The organism is Microbacterium sp. CCNWLW41 (genome assembly GCF_037083505.1).
In genome coordinates this window covers 1028159-1051737 of sequence record NZ_JBAOJP010000001.1, presented here as the reverse complement: position 1 = coordinate 1051737, position 23579 = coordinate 1028159, and the positions used below count along the sequence as shown (strand labels likewise).

Sequence of the window (23579 nt, the reverse complement as noted above, 5' to 3'; positions counted from 1 at the left end):
CACCGATGTTGCAAGCGCTTACAGAATGAGAAGCCTTTCATCTGGCGCTAGCCGCGTTCCCCGGCCTCCGCCCCGCGCGCATCGCGCAACCGCTTGCAGCGCCCCCGTCCGGCGCGCTTCCGTCCCGCGGTCAGCAGGCAGCGGGCAAACACCACGTCCGCGACGAGACGCCACGGTGCGTTGCGGTGTCTCGTCCGAATCGTGGTGTTTCGCCTGGGACGTCGGGGCGGCTCGACCCGCCGGCGTCAGAGCCGCTCGATGACGGTGGCGTTGGCCATGCCGCCGCCCTCGCACATCGTCTGCAGGCCGTAGCGGCCGCCGGTCGCCTCGAGGTACGAGACCAGCGTGCCGAGCAGTCGCGTGCCCGACGCGCCGACGGCGTGGCCGAGCGCGATGGCCCCGCCCCACGGGTTGAGGCGGGCAGGGTCCGCGCCGAGCTCCCGCTGCCACGCGAGCGGCACCGAGGCGAAGGCCTCGTTGACCTCGTAGGCGTCGAGGTCGTCGATCGACAGTCCGGTGCGGTCGAGGATGCGGCGTGTCGCCGGGATCGGGCCCGTGAGCATGAGCATCGGGTCGTCCCCGACGACGGCGAACGCGTGGAAGCGCGCGCGGGGCGTCAGGCCGAGTGCGACCGCCCTCTCCGCGCTCATGATGAGGACGGCGGATGCCGCGTCCGTGAGGGGCGACGACGTGCCCGCCGTGATCCGCCAGTCGAGGTCGGGGAAGCGCTCGGCGAGCGCGTCGGTGCGGAAGGCGGGAGCGAGTCCTGCCAGCCCCTCCGCCGTCGTCCCCGGGCGCACCGTCTCGTCGAACGCCACCGCGTCCGCGCCGCCGGCGAGCACGGGCAGCACCTGGGAATCGAAGGCGCCGCGGGACCAGGCATCCGCCGCCCGTCGATGCGACTCGGCGGCGTAGGCGTCCAGCTGCCCGCGGTCGAGATCCCACTTCTGCGCGATCAGCTCGGCCGAGACGCCCTGGTTCACCAGTCCCTCGGGATAGCGGTGGGCGAGGCCCTCGGCGATGCTCCCGCCGGCGCGCGACGACCCGAGCGGCACGCGGCTCATGGACTCGACGCCGGCGGCGATCACGATGTCGTAGGCGCTGGCGATCACGCCCTGCGCGGCGAAGTGCGCGGCCTGCTGACTCGATCCGCACTGGCGGTCGATCGTGGCGGCCGGGACCGTCTCGTCGAAGCCCGCGGCGAGGACTGCCTGCCGCGCGATGTTCATCGACTGGTCGCCGATCTGGCTCACGCAGCCCATGAGCACGTCGTCGACCTGACGCGACTGGAGCCCGTTGCGCTCGAGCAGCGACCGCAGCACGCCCGCCGCGAGGTCGACCGGATGCACCGCGCTGAGCGCTCCCCCGGGCTTGCCGCGCCCCGAGGGGGTGCGGACGACGTCGACGATGACGGCTTCGGGCATGGGAGTCCTCCTGAGAACGAGCCTAAGACGGCGACGGATGCCGCGCACCGGCGGCCGCTCCGCCCTGCGGCAGACGGGTCAGGCCCTGGCGTCGGGGGTCGCGTAGGTCGAACGCTGCTCGATCACCGCGAGCGTGCACCGCGAGATGCACGCGAGCTTGCCTGCGTCGTCCACGATCCGGATCTCCCAGACGTGCGCACGGCGGCCGACGTTGATCGGCGTCACCGTCGCCGTCACCGAACCGCCTGAGACCGGCCGCAGGTGATTGGCGTTGATCTCCATCCCCACCACGTGGAACCGCTCGCGGTCCACGGCGAGGTGGCCGGCCCACGACGCGAGTGTCTCGGCGAGCGCGACCGAGGCGCCGCCGTGGAGCACGCCCGCCGGCTGCACGGTGCGGTGGTCCACCGGCATCCGTCCCACCAGCGCGTCGTCGCGGATCTCGACGATCTCGATCCCGAGGTGCTCGATGAGCGTCCCTGGCGCCATGGCGGCGAGGTCGACGCCCTCGAGGTCGTGCCACAGGCTCATGGGGTCATCCCGCCGGCTCCTCTGCGCGCTTCGCGGCCTCGAGGGTCGCGGCATCCGGAACGTACCCCTCGATGTGGCGCTCGTCGGGACCGTTGTACTCCGACAGCGGGCGGATGAGCGCGTTCGACGCCAGCTGCTCCGTGATGTGCGCGGTCCAGCCGGTGACGCGCGCCGCGACGAACAGCGGCGTGAAGGTGAGCGTGTCGAAGCCCATCAGGTTGTAGGCCGGACCCGACGGGTAGTCGAGGTTGGGGTAGATGCCCTTGCGCTCGACGAACTGCGACTCGAGCGCGTCGTACAGGGCGGCCACGTCGGGCCGGTCGTAGTGCTCGACGAGCGTGTCGAGGGCGGCCTTCATCGTGGGCACGCGCGAGTCGCCGCGCTTGTACACGCGGTGGCCGAAGCCCATGATCTTGCGCTTCTCGGCGAGCGCCTGGTCGAGCCACGGCCCGACGTTCGAGGCGTCGCCGATCTCGTCGAAGATGTGGAGCACGGCCTCGTTGGCGCCGCCGTGCAGCGGCCCCTTGAGGGCGCCGATGGCGCCCACGACCGCGGAGTACAGGTCGCTGAGCGTCGAGGTGATGACGCGCGCCGTGAACGTCGAGGCGTTGAAGGAGCGCTCGGCGTAGAGGATCATCGAGCGGTTGAACGCGTCGACGACGACCTCGTCGGCCTCCTCGCCGAAGGTCATCCAGAGGAAGTTCGCGGCGTAGTCCAGGTCGTCCCGCGGCGCGATCGGCTGCTGGCCCCGGCGGCGGCGCTGGCCATAGGCGACGATCGCGGGAAGCACGGCGAACAGGCGGATGCTGCGCGCCAGGTTCTCCTCGGCGCTGCCGCTCACCTCGAGCACCGAGCCGGTGCCGGCGAGGTCGCGCGCGCCGATGAGGCTGACCGCGGTGCGCACCTCGTCCATCGGGTGCGCGTCGATCGGCACGAGGTCGATCGCCGCGCGCACGTCGGCGGGCAGGTGCCGGTAGGCCCGTTCGGTCGCGCGCAGCTGCGCGAGCTGCACGTCGGTGGGCAGCTCACCGTGCCACAGCAGGTAGGCGACGGCTTCGAACGGCTGGGTGGCCGCCAGCTCCTGCACGGGGTACCCCCGGTACAGCAGCGAGTTCGTCTCGGGGTTCACCTTCGAGACCGCCGTGTAGTCGACGACGACGCCGGCGAGGCCCTTCTTGATGTCGGGTTCGGTCATGACTGGTGCTCTCCTCAGCGGGCGATCTGGAAGTTGAAGACGCTGGTGTCGAACTGGTTGTACTGCTCGTAGTCGATGAGGTCGTAGAGGTCGGCGCGGTGCTGCATCTCGTCGAGCCTGGACGTGAGGTGCCCTTCGTCTGAGAGCGTATCGAGCGCGCGGGATGCCGCGCCCATCGCGATCCGCAGCAGCGAGACGGGCCAGATCACGATGTTGACCCCGACGTCGCGGAGCTGATCCACCGAGAACAGCTCGGACTTCCCGAACTCGGTCATGTTCGCCAGGATCGGCACGTCCACCGCCGCGCGGATCGCGGCGAACTCGTCGAGGGTGCGCATGGCCTCGGGGAAGATCGCGTCGGCCCCGGCGTCGACGAGGGCCTTCGCACGCCGGGTCGCGGCATCCAGCCCCTCCACCGCACGGATGTCGGTGCGCGCCATGATGAGGAAGTCCGGATCGCGGCGCGCGTCGGCGGCGGCGCGGATGCGCTTGATCGCGGTGTCCTCGTCGACGACGGCCTTGCCGTCGAGGTGGCCGCAGCGCTTCGGGTTGATCTGGTCCTCGATGTGGGTGCCGGCCAGGCCCGCATCCTCGAGCGTCTGGATCGTGCGGGCGACGTTCATCGGCTCGCCGAACCCGGTGTCCGCGTCGATGATCGCGGGCAGGTCGGTCATGCGGGCGATCTGCTGCCCACGGCCGGCGACCTCCGTGAGCGTCGTCAGGCCGATGTCGGGCAGCCCGAGGTCGGCGCTGAGGACGGCACCCGAGATGTAGACGCCCTCGAAGCCCTTGCGCTCGATGAGCCGGGCGCTGAGCGGATTGAAGGCGCCGGGGAACCGCAGCAGCTCCCCGCTTGCCAGCCGCTCCCGGAACCGCCGCCGCTTCTCGTGCGCCGGCACGGTGGAGTACAGCATCAGAACAGCCCCTTCGGCGCCGGGGCGGCGGCGAGCACCCCGAAGTCGGCGACGATCGTGAGCTGCTGCACCTCTTCGGGGGTGAGCTCGGGCAGGCGCTGCGCCAGGTCGAGGAATCGCTCGATCTCATCCGCGGCGAGCACGCCCTCGGCGAGGGTGCGGAACTTGCGCACGTAGTCCTCGCGCGCGAACGGCCGCGCGCCGAGCGGGTGGGCGTCGGCCACGGCGATCTCGTCGACGACGGTCTCGCCGCTGGTGAGACGGATCTCGACGCGCCCGCCGAAGGCCTTCTCGTTCGGGTCGTCGGAGTGGTAGCGGCGGGTCCACTCGGGGTCCTCGGCGGTCGTGATCTTCTGCCACAGCTCGACGGTGTCGGCGCGGCCCGCGCGGCCGGGGGTGTACGAGTCGACGTGGTGCCAGCCGCCGTCCTGCAGTGCGACCGCGAAGATGTACGGGATCGAGTGGTCCAGCGTCTCGCGGGACGCGGTCGGGTCGTACTTCTGCGGGTCGTTCGCCCCGGAGCCGATGACGTAGTGGGTGTGGTGCGAGGTGTGCAGCACGATCGACTCGACGTTCGCCGGGTCGGCGAGGTCGGGACGCTCGCCGTGCAGCTTGCGCGCGAGATCGATCCAGGCCTGCGCCTGGTACTCGGCCGAGTGCTCCTTCGTGTACGAGTCGAGGATGCCGCGCTTGGGCTCGCCCGCGCCCGGCAGCGGCACCTCGTACGTGGCATCCGGCCCGTCCAGGAGCCACGCGATCACGCCGTCCTCGCCCTCGTAGATCGGGCTCGGAGAGGTCTCGCCCCGCATCGCCCGGTCGACGGCCTCGACCGCCATCTTGCCGGCGAAGGCCGGGGCGTGCGCCTTCCAGGTGGAGATCTCGCCCTTGCGCGACTGGCGCGTCGCGGTCGTGGTGTGCAGGGCCTGACCGACGGCCTGGTAGATCGTCTCGACCGGGAGGCCGAGGAGCGTGCCGATGCCGGCAGCGGCCGACGGGCCGAGGTGGGCGACGTGATCGATCTTGTGCTTGTGGAGGCAGATCGCACGGACGAGGTCGATCTGGATCTCGTAACCGGTCGCGAGCCCGCGCACCAGCGCGCGGCCGTCGGCGCCCACGTGCTGGGCGACGGCGACGATCGGCGGGATGTTGTCGCCGGGGTGCGAGTAGTCGGCCGCGAGGAACGTGTCGTGGTAGTCCAGCTCGCGCACCGCGACCCCGTTGGCCCACGCCGCCCACTCCGGGCTCGTCTTGCGGTCCAGGGCGCAGCCGAACACCGTCGCCCCCGAGCCGCCGACCGACACGGCGTGGTCGAGCGCCTGCTGGCGGGCAGCGCTCACCGGGGCGCGGGTGAGGGATGCCGCAGCCACCGCCGCGTTGTCGATCACGCGGTTGATGATCATGTCGACGACGTCGGCGTCGACCTCGACAGGGTCGGCCGCGACCTCGGCGATATGCCAGGCCAGCTGCCCTTCCCGCACGAGGTGCTCGTCGCTGCGGTGGACGCGGAGGTGGTGGATCACGGTCATGGCCGGCCTTTCGGTGTCACTGCCCTTCGCCGGGCCCGGCGGCCGAGGCGGTCGCGGGGACCGGTTCGGCCGCGGAGCCCGTCGAGGCGTCGAGGGAATCGAGGATGTTGGTGAGCGCGTTGTGCAGGTGCACGTGGGTGGCGTGCGCGGCGAGGTCGGCGTCGCGCGCCGCGATCGCCGAGGCGATGAGCCGGTGCTCCGAGACGGATGCCGCGAGCCGGCCGGGATTGTCGCGCGCCAGGCGCCGCACCCGCACCAGGTGGGTGCGCACGGTGCGCAGCGCCGCGGTGAGGTAGTCGTTGGCGACGGCGGTGTCCAGGGCGAGGTCGAAGCGCGCGATCAGCGCGTAGTAGGCGTCGCGCACGTCGGCGCCGCCGGACCGGCCGCCGTCGCCGGGAAGGTCGACGCGGGCGAAGTCGCGGGCGAGGTCGGCGAAGGCCGCGGCGTCGCCGCGCTCGGCGGCGAGGCGGGCCGCCGACTCCTCGAGGGCGCGGCGCACCTCGAAGATCTCGCGGATGTCTTCGGCGTCGATCGCGGTGACCACGGTGACCCGCGGAGACTGCTGGGCGACGAGGCCGTCCGCCGCGAGGCGGCCGAGCGCTTCGCGCAGCGGGGTGCGGCTCACGCCGAGCCGCGCGGCCTGCTCGACCTCACCGAGGACGGCGCCCGGACGCAGCATGCCCGACTGGATCTCGTCGAGGAGGGTCGCATAGGCGCGGTCGCTCGCGCGCATTCGCACCACCTCCTCGTCCTGCATCTCAGCCAGTGTATACATTCGGCGTCGTCAGTGCGAGTGGAGCGGGTCCCTGCGCGGCGTAGGTATACATTTTCCCGACGCTCGACGCTGCGGGGCCCATCGCCGCAGCCCCCGGGCTTCGCGCCGACCGTGAGGAAAGCGTGAGGAATCTTCAGGAATTTGTGAAATCGGCGTACCTTCAGCGCCATGACCACTGTCATCAACACGCGCGACCTCACCAAGCACTACGGCCGCGTCCACGCCCTCGACGGCTTGGACCTCACCGTCGACGAAGGTCAGGTCCACGGCTTCCTCGGCCCGAACGGTGCCGGCAAGTCGACCACGATCCGCGTGCTGCTCGGGCTCGCGCGCAAGACGTCGGGCGAGGCATCCGTCTTCGGCCAGGAGCCGTGGCGGGACGCCGTCGCGCTGCACCGCCGGATCGCGTACGTGCCCGGCGACGTGAGCGTGTGGCCCAATCTGTCCGGCGGCGAGGCGATCGACCTGATGTCGCGGCTGCGCGGCGCGTCACGAAGCGACGCCGCCTACCGCACCGAGAAGGAGCGCCTGATCGAGGCGTTCCAGTTCGATCCGCGCAAGAAGGGCCGGGCGTACTCCAAGGGCAACCGGCAGAAGGTGGCGCTCATCGCCGCCTTCGCGGTGCCCGCCGACCTCTACATCCTCGACGAGCCCACGAGCGGCCTCGACCCGCTGATGGACGTCATGTTCCGCCGGGAGATCGCCCGCGTGCGGGCCGGCGGCGCGACGGTGCTGCTGTCGAGCCACATCCTCTCGGAGGTCGAGCAGCTGTGCGACCGGGTCTCGATCATCCGCGCCGGCCGCGTCGTGGAGTCCGGCACGCTTGCAGACCTGCGGCACCTGACGCGCACCGAGATCTCGTTCGAGGGGACGGATGCCGCGAGCGCGGCCGGCATCGCCACCGCCCATGACGTCGTGGCCGACGACGGGCGGGTGCGCTTCACCGTCGACAGCGACTCCGTCGCGGGCACGCTGCCCGAGCTCGCCGCCCGCGGCGTCGCGGGCCTTCGCATCGCCCCGCCGTCGCTGGAGGAGCTGTTCCTGCGGCACTACGGCGACGACCTGGCGGCACTCACTCCCGAGCGCACCCGTGAACCGGAGCTGCGATGAACCGCCTGCTCGCGCTGCTCGGCCAGCGCGCGCGGCGCGACTGGCTGCAGGTGCTGCTGTGGGGCGTCGGCACGGCGCTCCTCGCCTACGCGTCGTTCATCGGGGTGAGAGACGCGTACGGCACCGCTCAGGACCGCACCTCCCTCCTGGCGGCGGCGCTGGCGAACCCCGTGATCCTGATGTTCCGCGGGCTGCCGTCGGGCGCCGACGAGGGCGCCTTCATGATCTTCCTCATCTTCCCGTGGCTGGCGATCCTCGCCGCATTCATGAGCACGTTCCTCGCCGTGCGGCACACCCGCGGCGACGAGGAGACCGGGCGGGCCGAGCTCGTCGCCGCGACGCCGGCGGCACGGACGGTGCCGTTCGCGGCCACCGCCCTTCACGGTCTGCTCGCGAACGCGCTGCTGGCGGCGCTGGTGGCGAGTGCGTTCCTCGCGGTCGGGGCCGAGGCCGAAGGCGCGCTGCTGGCCGGGACCGCGACGGGCGCGGTCGGCGTGACATTCCTCGGCGTCGGGCTCCTCGCCGCCCAGCTCATGCGCACCTCCCGCGGAGCGAACTCGCTCGCGGTCTGGACGCTCATGGCGACCTTCGTGATCGCGGGCTTCGGCAACGCGATCGGCACGCCGAGCGACGACCTCACGCGCGTGGAGAGCTCGTGGCTCACGTGGCTCTCCCCCTTCGGGTGGGGCGAGAACACGCGGGCGTTCGATGAGAACCTGTGGTGGCCGGCGCTGCTCTCCCTCGGCGTGGGTGCGGTGCTGGCCGCCGTGTCGGCCGTCCTCGTCGCGGTGCGCGACCTCGGCGGCAGCTTCATCGCCGAGCGGCTGGGCCGTGCGGACGCCTCACCGGCCCTGTCGGGACCGATGGCACTGGTGTGGCGGCTCACCCGCGGCGCCGTGCTCGGCTGGGCCGTCGGAGGCTTCCTGATCGGCGTCCTGTCGACCTCGCTCGCCTCCCTGGTCGAGGAGATCGGCGCATCCAACCCCGCCGTCGAGCAGATCCTCCGCCAGATCTCCGGAGCGGGCAGCGTCCAGCAGGGCACCATCACGACGTTCTTCACCATGCTGGGGGTCCTCGCCGCCTGCTGCGCGGTGCAGGTCGTCTGCCGCGCACGGCAGGAGGAGGCGCACGGCACCGCCGAGCCGCTGCTGGCAGCACCCGTCGGACGCGTGCGGTGGCTCGCCGACTACCTCGTCGTCGCGCTCATCGGCGTGGTGCTGGTGATCGCCGCGGCGATCGCCGGGGCGGCGCTCGGCATCGCGGGGCAGGACGGCGACACGGACCTCATGCGCACGGTGCTGGTGACCGGCGCGGGGCAGGTGGCGGCGGCATCCGTCTTCCTCGTCGTGACGGCTCTCGCCTTCGTGCTGGTGCCGCGCGCGACGATCCCCCTCGGGTGGTCGCTGGTGCTCCTCGGCATGGCGCTGGGACTGTTCGGCCCGCTCTTCGGCTTCCCGGAGTGGCTCGTGCAGGCCTCGCCGATCGCGGTCACGCCCTTCGTCGACGGCGATGCGGTCGACCTGCGGGGGCTGTGGTGGCTGGTGCTCGCCACGGGTGCCGGGGCCGTGGCCTCCCTGTCGCTGATGCGCCGTCGCGAGCTGGCGTCGGCAGGATAGGACCCATGCCGACAGATCACCCGGGAACCGAACCGGCCGAGCAGGCCGCGGCGATGCTGAATGCGGTGGGGATGCCGCGCATGCCCGCGCGGGTCATGATGGCGCTCGCCGGCTCGCCCGACGACGGCTACACCGCTGCGGAGCTCGCCGAGCGACTCGGCGTCTCGCCGGCAGCGGTGTCGGGGGCGGTGCGCTACCTGGTGTCGATGCGGCTCATCCACCGGCTGTCACGACCGGGCGACCGCCGCGATCGCTACGACCTCGCGGACGACTCCTGGTCGGGCATGATCGCGGCGAACGCGCCGCTGTACGGCAGCCTCGCGGCCTACCTCGACCGCATCGCCGAGGACAACGCGGACGCACCCCTGTCCGCCGCCCGCGCGCACGAGATCGCCGACTTCCTGCGATACCTGTCGGAGCGGATGCCGCAGCTCGCGGCCGAGTGGCGGGCCGAGCGCGACGGCGGTGAAGGCGGCACCCGGGCCGGGCTCCGCGCGGACGGGGGCGGGTCCGGGGCCGGGTAGCCTTGCCCGAGTGACCGACGCGCCCCGCTACATCGTTGCCACCGACGGAGCCTGCAAGGGCAACCCCGGACCGACGGGGTGGGCGTGGGTCGGCGAGGACGGCCACTGGGCCGCCGGGTCGATCCCGGTCGGGACCAACAACGTCGGCGAGCTCACCGGACTGCTGAAGGCCATCGAGGACCACGCCGACGTTCCGAACCTCGTCGTGCAGGCCGACTCGAAGTACGCCATCGACACCTACACGAAGTGGATGGACGGCCACCGCCGCCGCGGCTGGAAGACCTCGACCGGCGCACCGACGAAGAACGTCGACATCCTCGAGCAGCTCATCGTCGCCCGCGACGCCCGGCGAGCCGCCGGGCTTCCCGACGTCGTGCTCGAGCACGTGCGCGGCCACTCCGGCCACGTGCTCAACGCGTGGGCCGACGAGCGGGCGGTGCGCGCGTCCGAGCACGCCGCGAAGGGCGTCGCGAGCGCGTGGTCGTCGCTCGGCGCCCAGGACCGGATCGACGTCTCGACGCGTCCGAAGAACGGCCGCTGAACCTCAGAGCTGCGCCCGGAGGGCTCAGGCGTCGGTCGTGCCCTCGTAGAGGCCGATCGCGTTCCCGTCGGGGTCGGCGATCACGGCCCACCAGCTCGTGGGAGAGATCTGGTCCTTCTCCATCAGCACCGTGGCGCCGGCATCCTTCGCCGCCGCGACCGTCTCGTCGATGGAATCGACCTCGACGTACGAGCGGGGCTGCGTGAAGCCCTCCCCGCGCGGAGCGAGGCCGCCCCCCGAGATCTTGTTCGGCGCCTGCCACATGGGGTAGCCCTCGAAGCCGGGCACCTCGGCGATCTGCCAGCCGAACAGGCCGGAGTAGAACTGGGCCGCCTTGCCGAGGTCGGTGACGGGAATGTCGATGTGCGTGATGTCGCCGTGGGCCATGGTGTTCCTCTCGTGCGGATCCGACCCGGACAGTCTCCGCCGCCCTCACGGCCCCCGCAAGGCCCCGGACGGGCTCAGCGACCGGAGGAGAAGGCCTCCGCGAGATGCTGTTCCAGCGCATCGATCGCCGGACGCTGACCCTTCACGAGGCGCTCGCGTGCGGCATCCGTCGCGGTCCATTCGACACGGTCGACCTCGGGGAACGACGCCGTCCGCCCCGAGCGCGGCGGCCATTCCAGCTCGAACTCGCCGAACTCGAGGCCGTCCAGCGAGAATCCGCTGCCGTCGGCGACGAACACCGTGACGCGCTTGCCCGACGAGTAGGCGAACGTGCCGAGCTCGGCGTAGGGCGGCTCGGGCGGGTCGATGCCGAGCTCCTCGCGGAACTCGCGGCGCGCGGCATCCAGCGCGCCTTCGCCTTCGGTGAACTCCCCCTTGGGGATGGACCACGCGCCGGCATCCTTGCCCGCCCAGAACGGCCCGCCCATGTGCGCGATGAGCACCTGGGGCTCGGGCTGGATCCGGTACAGCAGGATGCCGGCACTGGTGATCATGTCAGACCACGCGGGTCTTGGGCGAGACCGTGTAGGTGTCCTCCGGGTCGTCGTAGACCACGCCGGAGAGCGCGGCGTCGATCGCGGACATCGTGTCGGCGTCGAGCACGACGCCCGAGGCCTTGACGGTGTCGGCGAGCTGCTCGGGACGGGATGCCCCGACGAGCGCCGACGCGACGTTCTTGTTCTGCAGCACCCACGCGATCGCCAGCTGCGGCAGGCTCAGCCCCGCCTGCTCGGCGACGGGCTTCAGGCGCTGCACGGCCTCGAGCACCTCGTCGCGCATGAAGCGCTGGATGAACTGCGCGCCGCTCTTCTCGTCGGTCGCGCGCGACCCCTCGAGGAGCGGCTGGCCGGGAAGGTACTTGCCCGACAGGACGCCCTGCGCCATCGGCGACCACACGATCTGGGAGATGCCGAGCTCCTCGGACGCCGGAACGACCTTGCCCTCGATGACGCGCCACAGGGCCGAGTACTGCGGCTGGTTGGAGATGAGCTGGATGCCGTAGCTCTTGGCCAGGGCGTGGCCCTCGCGAAGCTGCTCCGCCGTCCACTCCGATACGCCGATGTAGAGCGCCTTGCCCTGGCGCACGATGTCGGCGAACGCCTGGAACGTCTCTTCGATCGGGGTCTCGTAGTCGTAGCGGTGCGCCTGGTAGAGGTCGACGTAGTCGGTGCCGAGGCGCTTGAGCGAACCGTTGATCGACTCGAGGATGTGCTTGCGGCTGAGCCCGGTGTCGTTCGGGCCCTTGGGACCCGTCGGCCAGTACACCTTCGTGAAGATCTCGAGGGACTCGCGCCGCTGGCCGGTCAGCGCCTTGCCGAGCACCTCCTCGGCGAGCGTGTTGGCGTACGTGTCCGCCGTGTCGAACGTCGAGATGCCGGCGTCGAGCGCCGCGTGGACGGTGTCGATGGCGGCGGAGTCGTCGACCTGCGAGCCGTGGGTGACCCAGTTGCCGTAGGTGATCTCGCTGACCTTGAGACCGCTGTTTCCGAGGTACCGGTAATTGACCATGAGAAAACGCTACCCGCCCGCGCCATGGGGTCGGCGCGCGCGCGTCCATTTGCGAACGGATGCCGAGGGCTCGACTGCTGTCGACCCCGCGGTCTCAGCTCACCGAGGCCGTCTCCCCTTCGGTCGCGTCGTCCGGCACGACGCGCGCCGCATCGGGCTGGCCGGCGTCGGCGAGGGCGGGCGCCTCGTCGTCGACGTCGGTCGCGGCCTGCTGGAACTGCGAGTTGTACAGCCGGAAGTACGCGCCCTTGACGGCGATGAGCTCGTCGTGCGTGCCCTGCTCGACGATCCCGCCGTTCTCCATCACGAGGATGAGGTCGGCGTCGCGGATGGTCGACAGGCGGTGTGCGATCACGAACGACGTGCGGCCCTCTCGCAGCGCCGCCATCGCGTGCTGCAGCAGCAGCTCGGTGCGGGTGTCGACCGAGCTCGTCGCCTCGTCGAGGATCAGCACGGACGGCTGCGCCACGAACGCGCGCGCGATCGTGATCAGCTGCTTCTCGCCCGCCGAGATGTTGGACGCCTCCTCGTCGAGGAGCGTGTCGTAGCCGTCGGGCAGCGAGTGCACGAACCGCTCGACGTACGTCGCGCGGGCGGCGGCGAGGATCTCGTCGTCGGTGGCGTCGGCACGGCCATAGCGGATGTTCTCGCGGATCGTCCCGGCGAACAGCCACGGATCCTGGAGCACCATGCCCGTCTTCGCCCGCATGTCGCGCCGGGTGAGCAGCGAGATGTCCTGCCCGTTGAGCAGGATGCGCCCGCTGTCCAGCTCGTAGAACCGCATGAGCAGGTTGACCAGCGTCGTCTTGCCGGCACCCGTGGGGCCGACGATCGCCACCGTCTGCCCGGGCTCGACGCGGAACGACAGGTCGTGGATGAGCGGGTGGTCGGCCGAGTAGGAGAACGCCACGTCCTGGAACTCGATCGTCCCGTCGCCGTCCACCGGCGCCGGCGCGTCGGAGGCATCCGGCTCCTGCTCGGGCTCGTCGAGGATCTGGAAGACCCGCTCCGCGGATGCGGTGCCGGATTGCACCACGGCAGCCATGCCGCCGAGCTGCGACAGCGGCTGGGTGAACTGCTGCGAGTACTGGATGAACGCCTGCACGTCGCCCAGCCGGAGCTGGCCGCCGGCGACCATGAGCGCTCCGAAGACGGCGATGCCCACGTAGGTGAGGTTCCCGATGAACATCATGGCGGGCATCATCGTGTTCGAGAGGAACTGCGCCATGAACGACGCCTGGTACAGCTCTTCGTTCTCGGCCCGGAACGCCTCGCGCGAGCTCTGCTCGCGGCCGTACACCTTGACCAGCGCGTGCCCCGAGAACGACTCCTCCACGCGCGCGTTGAGGCGCCCGACCTTGCGCCACTGCGTGCCGAACGCCTTCTGCGAGCGCGGCCCGATGACGCCGAACAGCACGCCCATGAGCGGGAAGCTCACCAGCACCACGAGCGTCAGCTGCCACGAGATCGACAGCATCATGATGAGCACGCCGACGACCGTCAGCACCGCGGTGAGCGCCTGCGACAGCGACTGCTGCATCATCTGGGTGATGTTGTCGATGTCGTTGGTGACCCGGGAGATGAGCTCGCCGCGCTGCACCCGGTCGAAGTACCGCAGCGGAAGGCGGTTGACCTTCGCCTCGACGTCTTCGCGGAGGCGCCAGATGAGGCGCACCATGATGACGTTCATGACGTAGCCCTGCAGCCACATCAGCAGCGCCGACGCGAAGTAGAGTGCGAGCACGATCAGCAGCACGCGGCTCAGCGCCAGGAAGTCGACGCCGGCGCCCGGCACGAAGTGCTGCATCGCCTGGACGATGTTCGCGAGATCCTGCTGACCCTGCGCCTCGAGGCCGGCGACCACCTGCTCCTTCGTGGTGCCCGCCGGTGCCATCGACGACACGACGCCCTCGAAGAGGATGTTCGTCGCCTCGCCGAGCACCTTCGGCGACAGCACGGCGAGCACGACGCCCGCCGCGCCGAGGACCGTCGCCAGCGTGAACGCGACCGCGTGCGGCTTGAGCAGCCCGAGCAGGCGACGGAACGACGGACCGAAGTGAGCGGCCTTGCCGGGGGCGACCGCGCCGCTCCAGTCGTCCGCGGCGATGCGCGCCTGCTCGCCGAGCTCGATCTCGGCCTTCTCCTCGGCGCTGAGCTCCGCGACGGCGTCCTGAACGCGGCGGCGGGACCTGGGCTGCTGCTCGCTCATCGGGCGACCTCCGCTCCGAGCTGGGATTCGACGATCTCGCGGTACGTCTGGCTGCTCTCGAGCAGCTCCTCGTGCGTGCCGAGCCCGACCACGCCGCCGTCGTCGAGCACGACGATGCGGTCGGCGTCGATGATCGTCGAGACGCGCTGCGCGACGACGATCTTCGTGACGTGCGGCAGCTCCCGCCACAGTGCCTGCCTCAGCCTCGCGTCCGTCGTGAGGTCGAGCGCCGAGAACGAGTCGTCGAACACGAGCACGCGCGGGTCGTGGACGATCGCCCGCGCGATCGCGAGGCGCTGGCGCTGGCCGCCCGACACGTTCGTGCCGCCCTGCGCGATGCGCGCGTCGAGCCCGCCGTCCATCTGGCTGACGAAGTCGCTGGCCTGGGCGATCTCGAGCGCCCGCCAGAGCTCGGCGTCGGTGGCATCCTCCCGCCCGAACCGCAGGTTGGAGCCGACGGTGCCGGTGAACAGGAACGGGCGCTGCGGCACGAGGCCGATCGTCCGCCACAGGGCGTCGAGGTCTGCCCGCCGGACGTCGACGCCGCCCACGAGCACCGCGCCGTCGGTGACGTCGAACAGCCGCGGGATGAGCGAGACCAGGGTCGTCTTGCCCGCACCCGTCGAGCCGACGACGGCGACCGTCTCACCCGGATCCGCTCGGAACGTGACGTCCGCGAGGATGGGGTGCTCGGCGCCGGGATAGGTGAAGGTGACGCCGCGGAACTCGACCGCCCCCGGCTCGGGGAACGCGGCGACGACGTCCGCCGGGCGCACCAGCGTGGAGCGCGTGTCGAGGACTTCGCCGATGCGCTCGGCCGAGACGGCCGCGCGCGGGATCATCAGCGTCATGAAGCTCGCCATGAGGACGCCCGAGAGGATGATCATGGCGTACTGCATGAAGGCGAAGAGCGTGCCGATCTGGATCTCGCCGCTGTCGACCTGCATGCCGCCGAACCAGATCACGCCGATGACCGTGACGTTGAGGATGAGCATCACGGCCGGGAACAGCAGCACGAACAGCGAGCCCACCTTGCGGCCGACCACCATGATGTCGGTGTTCGCGACGCGGAAGCGCTCCTCTTCGATGGGCTCTCGCACGAACGCCCGGATGACGCGGATGCCGGTCAGCTGCTCGCGCATGATGCGGTTGACGCCGTCGAGCTTGCCCTGGAAGCTGCGGAACAGCGGAACCATGCGGGCGATCACGACGCCGGCGACCAGCAGCAGCACGGGGACCGCGATGGCGAGGATCCAGGCGAGGCTCGCCGCCTGGTCGATCGCCAGGATGATCCCGCCGACGGCGAGGAGCGGCGCGGAGACGAGGAAGGTCGCGCCCATCATCGTGAGCATCTGCACCTGCTGCACGTCGTTGGTGTTGCGGGTGATGAGGGAGCCCGCGCCGAAGCCGGTGACCTCGCGCTCGGAGAACGCCGACACGCGCTCGAAGATGTCGTCGCGCATGTCGCGGCCGAGCTTCATCGCCGCCCGGGCCGCGAAATACGTCGCGATGATGGCGGCGACGATCTGGCCGAGCGAGATCGTCAGCATGACCACGCCGGTGCGCCAGATGTAGTCGGTGTCGCCCCGGGAGACGCCGTTGTCGATGATGTCGGCGTTGAGGCTCGGCAGGTAGAGCGATGCCAGAGCGGAGGCGAACTGGAACACCAGCACGCCCAGCAGCAGCCACCCGGATGACTTCAGGTAGCGGACGAGGAGCTTGGCCAGCACGGAGGTCTCCCGGATGCGGCGGCACGGCAGGGCATGGCGAAGCCCGGCTCATGCGATGGATGGATGCGGCTCCCACCCTGGCACGGGCCGCCGACATCGCGCATTCGCGTTCACCGAGAGCGGAACGGGCCCGCCGGATCGCGCGCCGCGGCGCTCAGGCCTCCGCGCCCTGCGCGATGCCGGCTCGCTCGCGCCAGCTGCGCGCCGTGACCCGGTCGAGGGCCACCTGCCGGCGCAGCGCGTCGGCCTTCTCGTACAGCGACGGGTCGCCGTAGCTCGTGAGCACCTTCACGATCACGGGCAGCAGCTCGATCATGAAGAACAGCACGGCGATGAGCAGGTGCGCCCACTTCAGCGTCGGCTCGCGCTCCCCCAGCCGCTCCAGGGCGCCGATCTGGCTCAGCAGGCCGACCGCGCCGGCGTTGCCGCTCGCGATCTCCGCCGCCCGGGCGTCGTACGCGGCGAGCGCCGCCTGGTACTGCTCGCGGGCAGCCGGCAGCTCGTCGCGCGCCTGCTGCTTGTTCTGCTCCTCCGACGCGCTCGCGGCGGCCGTGCCCGACGCCTGGGCGTCGGCGAGGTCGGCCTGGGCCGACCGCAGCTTCGCGGCGAGGTCGTCGTAGGAGGCCTGCGCGGCGGCCAGCTGCGCCTCGGCGGCCTCGGAGCTCGCCCCCTCGCCGGCGACGCCGCTGCAGCCCTCGACCTCGCCGGCGCCCTGGCCGTTGATCTCGCACTGGTAGATCGCCCGCGCCTGGTCGATCACCTGCTGCTGCTCGGCGAGCTTGGCGGTGAGGTCGTCGACGGACGCCTGCGCCGCCGCGGCGGACGCGGTCGTCGTCTCGGCGCCGTCGACGACGCCGGTCGCCGCCTGGCTCTCCAACGCGGCGACCCGCTCGCTCGCGGCGTCGAGCGCCTGCCTCTCCGGGCCCGAGGTGACGGCATCCTGATCCGACTGCGCCTGCGTGATGTTGGTCGCGTTCACCTCGCGTGCGATGTCGTTCTGGAAGATCTGCAGCACGAGGGGCTCGGCCACGACGATGCCGATCACCGCCGCCATGATCACACGAGGGATCGCGAGCCCGATCAGCCGCCACACGTTGTGCGTCGAGCGCATCGTCGAGGTGAGGAAGCGGTCGAGGTTGAAGATGATGAGCGCCCACACCAGTGCGAGCGGCACGGCGACGAAGGCGGCGATCCGCACCCCGGTCACGAGCGCGAAGTACATCGAGATGGCCGAGACCAGCGCCGTCCCGGCGAGCACGAAGAACATCTGCACGAAGCGGGGCGTCTCGGTGGGCACCTCGTCGAGCACCGAGCCCTCCGCGCCGCCGAGCACGGCGAGGCGTCGCGCGGCGGAGGTCCGCTCGCGGCGGCGCTGCGCACGCGGGGAGCGGGTGACGGGGACGGATGCCTCCGCCGCCGGTTCGGCTCCTTCGGCCGCCGCCGGCTCCGGCGCCTCAGGCTCCGGCGGTGCGGGCGTCCCCTCGGGCAGAGGCTCGTCCACGGCGCCCCACTCGCCGACGGCCGGCTGACGCTCCGGCGCGGTCCGCGGGGCCTCGACCGCGACGGGCTCGGTCGGGCTCATCGCGAAGGAGTCCTCGAGCAGGCGCGTCTCGGGGAACGGGTCGTCCGGGCCTCCGCCGTCCTCGCGCCCGCCGTCCTCACGCGCGCCGGCGGCCTGCGCGGCGCGGACGTCGTCGAGGTACAGCTCCTCGGCCTGATCGGCCGGCGCGTCGAACTCGATGCGGCCGTCGGAGCCGAATCGGCCCGGCCGGTGAGCGGAGAAAGACATCCGGACACCCTAGACAACGCAACCTGGACGCCAGGTGGAAGACCCTCGTCGTCGAGCGGATGCCGCGGCCCGCGGCATCCGGAATCCGTCACACCTCGAGCGGGGTCACCGCGGCGACCGCGGCGTCCTCCTCGGTGGCGACCAGCTGGCCGCAGGCGCCGTCGATCTCCTTGCCGCGGGTGTCGCGGAGAGTGGTCGGGATGCCCGCGTCGTTGAGCCGCCGCACGAACTCGTTCTGCACCGGCACCTCGGACGCCGTCCAGATGGAGCCGGGGGTCGGGTTGAGCGGGATCGGGTTCACGTGCACCCAGCCGCGCCCGCGGGCGTTGAGCTTCTCGGCCAGGAGGTCGGCGCGCCACGCGTGGTCGTTCATGTCCTTGATGAGCGCGTACTCGATCGAGACGCGTCGTCCGGTCTTGTCGAAGTACGCACGGGCGGCGTCGAGGGCCTCGTCGACCTTCCAGCGGGAGTTGACGGGGATCAGCTCGTCGCGGAGCTTGTCGTCGGGCGCGTGCAGCGAGAGCGCGAAGGTCACCGGGATGTCCTCGTTCGCGAGCTTCGTGATCGCGGGCACGAGTCCGACCGTCGACACGGTGATGCCGCGAGCGCTCATGCCGAGGCCGTGCTGCTTGTCGGTCATGACACGCACCGCCTGCATCACCCGCGCGTAGTTCGCCAGCGGCTCGCCCATGCCCATGAACACGATGTTCGACACTCGTTCGGCGGAGTGATCGGTCTTCTTCTTGCCGCCGAGTCCACCCTCGGCGATGAGGCGGTTGGCGCGCACGATCTGCTCGACGATCTCGGCCGCCGACATGTTGCGGGTGAGGCCCGCCTGCCCGGTCGCGCAGAACGGACAGTTCATGCCGCACCCGGCCTGGCTCGAGACGCACAGCGTGATGCGGCCCGGGTAGCGCATGAGCACCGACTCGACGAGCGCGCCGTCGTGCAGCTTCCACAGGAACTTGATCGTGTCGCCGCGATCGGTCTCGAGGCGCCGCACCTCGGTGAGGAGGGAGGGCACCATGCCGTGCACGAACTCGTCGCGGCCCTCGGCCGGCAGGTCGGTCATGTCGGCCGGGTCGTGGGTCCAGTGCTGGAAGTAGTGCTTCTCGAGCTGCTTCGCGCGGAAGCCCGGCATCCCGAGCTCCTTCACCTTCGCGACCCGCTCCTCGGGAGTGAGATCGGCCATGTGCACCGGGGGCTTGCCGCGCTTGGGACTGGCGAACTGCAGGAGCGGCCGCCCCTCGGCATCCTTCTTCTGGGTCCACCCCTCGGTCGCCGGGCGCACCTGCTTCGGCTTCGTGGCGCGGACGGGGGAGGACTCGGTCATGGGTTCCAGGGTAGGCGACGACGCCTGGACGGATGCCGATGCCCGATGCCCGATGCCCGATGACGCCGTCAATCCCCCGCACGCCGGCGCAGCGCCTGGCTAGCGTGGCCGCATGGACGATCTGACCGTGCGCCCCATCCGCCCCGACGACGCCGGCGAGGTGATGACGCTCCAGCGCGCCGCGTTCGTGCAGGAGGCGCTGATCTACGGGACGCCCGAGATGCCGCCGCTGACGCAGACCCTCGAGGAGGTCGAGTCCGAGCTGCACGAGAACATCGGGTGCGTCGCGCTGGACGGGCCCCGCATGGTGGGCGCGGTGCGGGCACGCCTGGACGGGTCACTGCTGCTCGTCGGGCGCATCGCGATCGCGCCGGACCGGGCCGGCGAAGGCATCGGCACGACGCTGCTGGCCGCCGTCGAGCGTCGCGGGGCGGAAGCGGGCGCGACCGAGGCCGAGCTGTTCACCGGGTCGCTCAGCGAGGCGAACCTGCGCCTGTACGAGCGCGAGGGCTACGTCGAGACCGAGCGCGTCCAGGGCGACGACGGCACCGAGCAGGTGTTCCTGCGCAAGCGGCTCTGAACCGCCCGGCGGAGAAGGCTAGGGTGTGCACCGTGGTCCCCCTCGAGAACCTGCTCGCCTTCACGCTCGCCGCGCTGGTGCTGATCGTGATTCCGGGCCCGAGCGTGCTCTTCACGATCGGGCGCGCACTCGCGCTCGGGCGCGTGGGCGGCCTGCTGAGCGTGCTCGGCAACGCCCTCGGGCTGCTGCCGGTCATCGCACTCGTCGCGCTGGGCGTGGGCGGCATCGTGGCGCAGTCGGTCGTGCTGTTCACGATCCTCAAGATCGCCGGCGCGCTGTACCTGGTGTACCTCGGCATCCAGGCGATCCGGCACCGCGACCGGGCGGCGGCGGAGGCCGACGGCGGCGTCCTGCCCCGCTCGGCGTGGCGTCAGCTGGGCGAGGGCTTCGTGGTGGGCGTGACGAACCCCAAGACCATCGCGTTCTTCGTCGCGGTGCTCCCCCAGTTCGTCGACCTCTCGACGGGCTCCGTGCCGCTGCAGATGATCGTGCTCGGCCTGGTGTTCTTCGCGATCGCGCTCGTCTCCGACGCGATCTGGGCGCTGATCGCCGCGGGCGCCCGCGGCTGGTTCGGGCGCTCGCCGAAGCGGATCGCGCGGCTGTCCGCGACCGGCGGCGGCCTCATGATCGGCCTCGGCGGCATCCTCCTCCTCACCGGGAACGAGCACTCATGACCACTCCGACGGGCTCAACGGCCGCCGACGCGACGCGTCCCCACCGGCGGCGGATCATCTTCCTCGATGTCGATGGCACGATCCTCGAGCACGGATCGCATGTCGCCCCCTCGACCGGCGACGCCGTGCGCGCCGCCCGCGCGGCCGGGCACCTCGTCTACCTCAGCACCGGGCGCTCCGCCGCCGACATCCACCCGAATGTCGCCGAGATCGGCTTCGACGGCGCGGTGACGAACTCCGGCGCCCTGGTCGTCTCCGGCGACGAGGTCGTCATCGACCGCCCGCTCCCGCGCGAGGCGACGGAGCGCCTGCTGGCGGCGATGCGCAGCCGCGGCATCCGCTTCTTCCTCCAGACCCGCGACGGCGTCTACGCCAGCGATGACATGGCCGAGCTCATGCGCGACTATGCCGCGGCACTGGAGGCCCGCGAGGCCGCGGGCGGCGAGGTGCGCCCGGAGGACTCGCTGGTGGGGCTGGCCCAGCGCACCTTCCCGCCGATCGAGGAGGCCGACCTCGGCCGCATCGACAAGGCGGTGTTCGTCAGCGACCACGAGGACGGCCTCGAGCAGCTGCGCGCCGACCTCGGGGACAGGTTCCTCGTGGTGCCGGGCAGCATGCCGCTGCCGGGCGGCTCGAACGGCGAGATCAACGAGCGCGACACGACCAAGGGCTCCGCGATCGAGCTGCTGCTGAACCGCCTCGGCATCGACGCCGCCGACGCCGTCGCCGTCGGCGACAGCTGGAACGACGTCGAGATGTTCCAGGTGTGCGGCGTCGCGGTCGCGATGGGCAACGCCCACCCCGAGCTCAAGGCCCTCGCCGACTTCGTCACCACAGACGTGCTCGACGACGGGATCGCCAACGCCTTCCGGCGCCTGGGCCTCATCTGACCGCTCGCGTCACGCCGGCGGCGCTGCGGGCGGCTCGGGCGGCTCGGCGCCGAGGTTGACGAGGTTGCCGGCGGGGTCCCGCACCTGCGCGACGCGCTCGCCCCACGCCATGTCGGCGGGCGGCTGCTCCGCGCGACCGCCGGCCGCGAGCCAGGCCGCATAGGTCGCGTCGACGTCGTCCACGTAGAACCACAGCGCGACCCGGTCGCCCACCGAAGGCGGCAGCGCGTCGAGGTCGCGTCCGATGCCCAGCGACACCTCGCCGATCTGGAGCGAGACGTAGTCGTCCTCGTCCCCGCCGGCGAAGCGGTAGGGCACCGAGGCGCCGAGCGCGGTCTCGTAGAACCTCACGAGGCCCGGAAGGTCTCGCGCGAGCAGGATCGGGAACAGGCTCCGTACCGCCATGGAGCCACCCTACGTCGGCCCGGTCGGCCCGGAAAGGCGGTGCGGGCCGACCCGGCGTCAATCGAGGAAGATGTCGGGGAAGAGCTCCGAGTCGGGGGTTCCCGGGACGGCGGCGTAGCCGGAGAAGTCGGTCACGCCGGCCGCCTCGAGCACGTCCTCGACGATGAGCGTCTGGCCGGTGTACGACCGCGACGGCTTGGTGAAGATCTCGTACGCGGCGTCGGCGTAGATCTCGGGGGTCCGGCTCACCTTCATCATGCGGTCGCCGCCCAGGGCGAACTTCACCGCGGCCGTGGCGATCGTGGTGCGCGGCCACAGCGTGTTCGCGGCGATGCCCGCGTCGGCGAACTCGGCCGCGAGCCCCAGCGTCGCCATGGTCATCCCGTACTTCGCCAGCGTGTAGCCGGTGTGCCCGCCCAGCCACTTCGGCGACAGGTTGAGGGGCGGCGAGAGCGACAGGATGTGCGGGTTGGCGGCATCCTTCAGGATCGGCACCGCGGCCCTCGACAGCATGAAGGTGCCGCGGACGTTCACGTCCTGCATGAGGTCGTACTTCTTCGCGTCGAGATCGAGCGAGCGGGACAGGTCGATGACCGAGGCGTTGTTCACGACGATGTCGATGCCGCCGAACTCCCCCTGTGTCTTGAGCACCGCCTCGGTGACGTCGTCGTCGTTGCGGACGTCGCCGACGATCGGCAGTGCCTGACCGCCCGCCTCGCGGATCTGCTCCGCGGCCGAGTGCACGGTGCCCTCCAGCTTGGGGTGCGGGGTGTCGGTCTTGGCCAGGAGTGCCACGTTCGCGCCGTCGCGGGCGGCGCGCAGGGCGATGGCGAGCCCGATGCCGCGGCTGCCGCCGGACATCAGGATGGTCTTGCCGGCGAGGGGCTTGTCGCTCATCTCGGGGTCCTTTCGGGTCGCACTTCCGTCGAGATCGTGTGTTCTCGGCGAGCTAGCACGTTGTCGGCGTCGATGACGTGGTCGTTCGGCGAGGTCGCGGTATCTCGACGGTGTTTGGGCGGGGGCGGATCAGGGGCGGGGGCGGGGGCGGGTGGGGTCTGGGGTGGGGTGGGGTCAGGGGCGGGATTTGGCGGATGCCGCGGCGAAGGCGGCGACGCGGGCCTTCGACTCGTCGGTGTCGAAGCGGGCGCCGATCGCGGCCGCCTCGTCGTCCAGGTTGTCGGCGAAGGATCGTCCGGCTCCGGTGCGCACGAGACGCTTGGCCTGCCCGAACGCACCGGTCGCGCCGTCGAGCCAGAACCGCGCGACCGCCTCTGCCCGCGCCGCGACCTCGCCCGCGGGCACGACCTCGGTGACCAGGCCCCAGTCCAGCGCGGTGGCCGCGTCGATCGTGAGGTCCTGCAGCAGCAGCTGCAGGGCACGACGCTGGCCGACGGCGGCCGGCAGCAGCGTCGAGACCCCCAGGTCGGGCGTCAGGCCGATGTTGGCGTACTTGCTGACGAACTTCGCCTGGTCGGACGCGACGATGTAGTCCGCCGTCAGCATGAGCCCGAGGCCCCCGCCGGCGACCGCGCCCTGCACGGCGGCGACGATCGGCGTGGAGGATTCGGCGAAGGTGCGGATGCCGTCGTGGATCGTGTGCGCGGCTGCCGTGACGTCGGCACCGGAGGCCCCCGACGTCGCCATCTCGAGCACGTCGCCGCCGGCGCAGAAGGCCGGGCCGGCGGCATCCAGGATGATGGCTCCGACCGAGTCGTCGGACGTGAGCTCGTGCGCCACGTCGCGCCAGCGACCGCCCATCTCGAAGCCCATGGCGTTGAGGAAGGCGGGCCTGTTGAACGTCACGCGCGCCAGGGCGCCGTCGCGGGTGACGAGGATCGAGTCGCTCATGCGGTCTCC

23 protein-coding genes are annotated in these 23579 nt (G+C 71.4%); 7 read left to right on the top strand and 16 right to left on the bottom strand.

Features of this window, described 5'->3' with window-relative positions; translation table 11 throughout:
• Positions 1 to 245: 245 nt before the first annotated feature.
• From V6R91_RS04675 to V6R91_RS04650, 6 genes are all read right to left on the bottom strand, one after another.
• A complete protein-coding gene (locus V6R91_RS04675; protein ID WP_336394418.1) occupies positions 246 to 1424 on the bottom strand; it encodes a thiolase family protein in 1179 nt (392 codons plus the stop codon).
• Positions 1425 to 1502: 78 nt separating this feature from the next.
• Positions 1503 to 1955, bottom strand: a complete 453-nt coding sequence (locus V6R91_RS04670) for a hotdog fold thioesterase (RefSeq protein ID WP_336394417.1) — start codon at positions 1953 to 1955, stop codon at positions 1503 to 1505.
• Positions 1956 to 1959: 4 nt separating this feature from the next.
• Positions 1960 to 3150 (bottom strand): bifunctional 2-methylcitrate synthase/citrate synthase, encoded by a 1191-nt coding sequence (locus V6R91_RS04665; RefSeq protein WP_336394416.1) that lies wholly within the window; start codon positions 3148 to 3150, stop codon positions 1960 to 1962.
• Positions 3151 to 3164: 14 nt separating this feature from the next.
• A complete protein-coding gene (gene prpB / locus V6R91_RS04660) occupies positions 3165 to 4064 on the bottom strand; it encodes a methylisocitrate lyase (RefSeq protein WP_336394415.1) in 900 nt (299 codons plus the stop codon).
• Positions 4064 to 5590: an MmgE/PrpD family protein gene (locus tag V6R91_RS04655; RefSeq protein ID WP_336394414.1), complete on the bottom strand. Its 1527-nt coding sequence runs from the start codon at positions 5588 to 5590 to the stop codon at positions 4064 to 4066. Before V6R91_RS04655 ends, prpB begins: the two co-directional genes overlap by 1 nt.
• Before the next feature lie 16 nt (positions 5591 to 5606).
• Entirely contained in the window at positions 5607 to 6323 is a 717-nt protein-coding gene (locus V6R91_RS04650) for a GntR family transcriptional regulator (protein WP_336395042.1), read from the bottom strand.
• Between the two features lie 210 nt (positions 6324 to 6533).
• Between V6R91_RS04650 and V6R91_RS04645 the strand changes: the two genes are divergently transcribed.
• The 4 genes from V6R91_RS04645 to V6R91_RS04630 are packed head-to-tail and all read left to right on the top strand — an operon-like array spanning position 6534 to position 10156.
• Positions 6534 to 7475: an ABC transporter ATP-binding protein gene (locus V6R91_RS04645; protein WP_336394413.1), complete on the top strand. Its 942-nt coding sequence runs from the start codon at positions 6534 to 6536 to the stop codon at positions 7473 to 7475.
• Entirely contained in the window at positions 7472 to 9091 is a 1620-nt protein-coding gene (locus tag V6R91_RS04640; protein ID WP_336394412.1) for an ABC transporter permease, read from the top strand. Before V6R91_RS04645 ends, V6R91_RS04640 begins: the two co-directional genes overlap by 4 nt.
• 5 nt (positions 9092 to 9096) lie before the next feature.
• On the top strand, positions 9097 to 9615 hold the full coding sequence (locus V6R91_RS04635) for a GbsR/MarR family transcriptional regulator (RefSeq protein ID WP_336394411.1): 519 nt from the start codon (positions 9097 to 9099) through the stop codon (positions 9613 to 9615).
• A 10-nt stretch (positions 9616 to 9625) separates the two neighbouring features.
• Positions 9626 to 10156 carry a ribonuclease H family protein gene (locus tag V6R91_RS04630; RefSeq protein WP_336394410.1) on the top strand — a complete coding sequence of 177 codons (531 nt, stop codon included), beginning with the start codon at positions 9626 to 9628 and terminating at the stop codon, positions 10154 to 10156.
• Positions 10157 to 10180: 24 nt separating this feature from the next.
• On the opposite strand, the gene V6R91_RS04625 is transcribed toward V6R91_RS04630, so the two are convergent.
• From V6R91_RS04625 to rlmN, 7 genes are all read right to left on the bottom strand, one after another.
• Positions 10181 to 10543, bottom strand: coding sequence for a VOC family protein (locus V6R91_RS04625; RefSeq protein ID WP_336394409.1), 363 nt, complete (start codon positions 10541 to 10543; stop codon positions 10181 to 10183).
• A gap of 74 nt (positions 10544 to 10617) precedes the next feature.
• Entirely contained in the window at positions 10618 to 11097 is a 480-nt protein-coding gene (locus V6R91_RS04620; RefSeq protein ID WP_336394408.1) for an NUDIX domain-containing protein, read from the bottom strand.
• Between the two features lies 1 nt (position 11098).
• Positions 11099 to 12112, bottom strand: coding sequence for an aldo/keto reductase family protein (locus V6R91_RS04615; protein WP_336394407.1), 1014 nt, complete (start codon positions 12110 to 12112; stop codon positions 11099 to 11101).
• A gap of 94 nt (positions 12113 to 12206) precedes the next feature.
• Complete coding sequence (locus tag V6R91_RS04610) at positions 12207 to 14321, bottom strand: ABC transporter ATP-binding protein (RefSeq protein ID WP_336394406.1); 2115 nt, start codon at positions 14319 to 14321, stop codon at positions 12207 to 12209.
• Positions 14318 to 16051: an ABC transporter ATP-binding protein gene (locus V6R91_RS04605; protein ID WP_336394405.1), complete on the bottom strand. Its 1734-nt coding sequence runs from the start codon at positions 16049 to 16051 to the stop codon at positions 14318 to 14320. Before V6R91_RS04605 ends, V6R91_RS04610 begins: the two co-directional genes overlap by 4 nt.
• Positions 16052 to 16205: 154 nt before the next feature.
• Positions 16206 to 17840, bottom strand: a complete 1635-nt coding sequence (locus V6R91_RS04600) for a DUF4407 domain-containing protein (protein WP_336394404.1) — start codon at positions 17838 to 17840, stop codon at positions 16206 to 16208.
• 88 nt (positions 17841 to 17928) lie between these two features.
• Complete coding sequence (gene rlmN / locus V6R91_RS04595) at positions 17929 to 19173, bottom strand: 23S rRNA (adenine(2503)-C(2))-methyltransferase RlmN (protein ID WP_336394403.1); 1245 nt, start codon at positions 19171 to 19173, stop codon at positions 17929 to 17931.
• Positions 19174 to 19285: 112 nt separating this feature from the next.
• Between rlmN and V6R91_RS04590 the strand changes: the two genes are divergently transcribed.
• Genes V6R91_RS04590 through V6R91_RS04580 form a run of 3 tightly spaced genes read left to right on the top strand, consistent with a single transcriptional unit; the run spans position 19286 to position 21317 of the window.
• Entirely contained in the window at positions 19286 to 19753 is a 468-nt protein-coding gene (locus V6R91_RS04590; RefSeq protein ID WP_336394402.1) for a GNAT family N-acetyltransferase, read from the top strand.
• A 32-nt stretch (positions 19754 to 19785) separates the two neighbouring features.
• Complete coding sequence (locus V6R91_RS04585) at positions 19786 to 20427, top strand: LysE family translocator (RefSeq protein WP_336394401.1); 642 nt, start codon at positions 19786 to 19788, stop codon at positions 20425 to 20427.
• On the top strand, positions 20424 to 21317 hold the full coding sequence (locus tag V6R91_RS04580; RefSeq protein ID WP_336394400.1) for an HAD family hydrolase: 894 nt from the start codon (positions 20424 to 20426) through the stop codon (positions 21315 to 21317). Before V6R91_RS04585 ends, V6R91_RS04580 begins: the two co-directional genes overlap by 4 nt.
• A 9-nt stretch (positions 21318 to 21326) precedes the next feature.
• Here V6R91_RS04580 and V6R91_RS04575 read toward each other — a convergent pair whose 3' ends face one another.
• The 3 genes from V6R91_RS04575 to V6R91_RS04565 all read right to left on the bottom strand — a co-directional run bounded on the left by V6R91_RS04575 (position 21327) and on the right by V6R91_RS04565 (position 23570).
• The gene (locus V6R91_RS04575) at positions 21327 to 21722 is read right to left on the bottom strand and encodes a VOC family protein (protein WP_336394399.1); all 396 of its coding nucleotides are present in this window, start codon (positions 21720 to 21722) and stop codon (positions 21327 to 21329) included.
• Between the two features lie 57 nt (positions 21723 to 21779).
• A complete protein-coding gene (locus V6R91_RS04570) occupies positions 21780 to 22619 on the bottom strand; it encodes an SDR family oxidoreductase (RefSeq protein WP_336394398.1) in 840 nt (279 codons plus the stop codon).
• A gap of 174 nt (positions 22620 to 22793) precedes the next feature.
• Positions 22794 to 23570 carry an enoyl-CoA hydratase/isomerase family protein gene (locus tag V6R91_RS04565; RefSeq protein WP_336394397.1) on the bottom strand — a complete coding sequence of 259 codons (777 nt, stop codon included), beginning with the start codon at positions 23568 to 23570 and terminating at the stop codon, positions 22794 to 22796.
• Between the last annotated feature and the right edge of the window lie 9 nt (positions 23571 to 23579).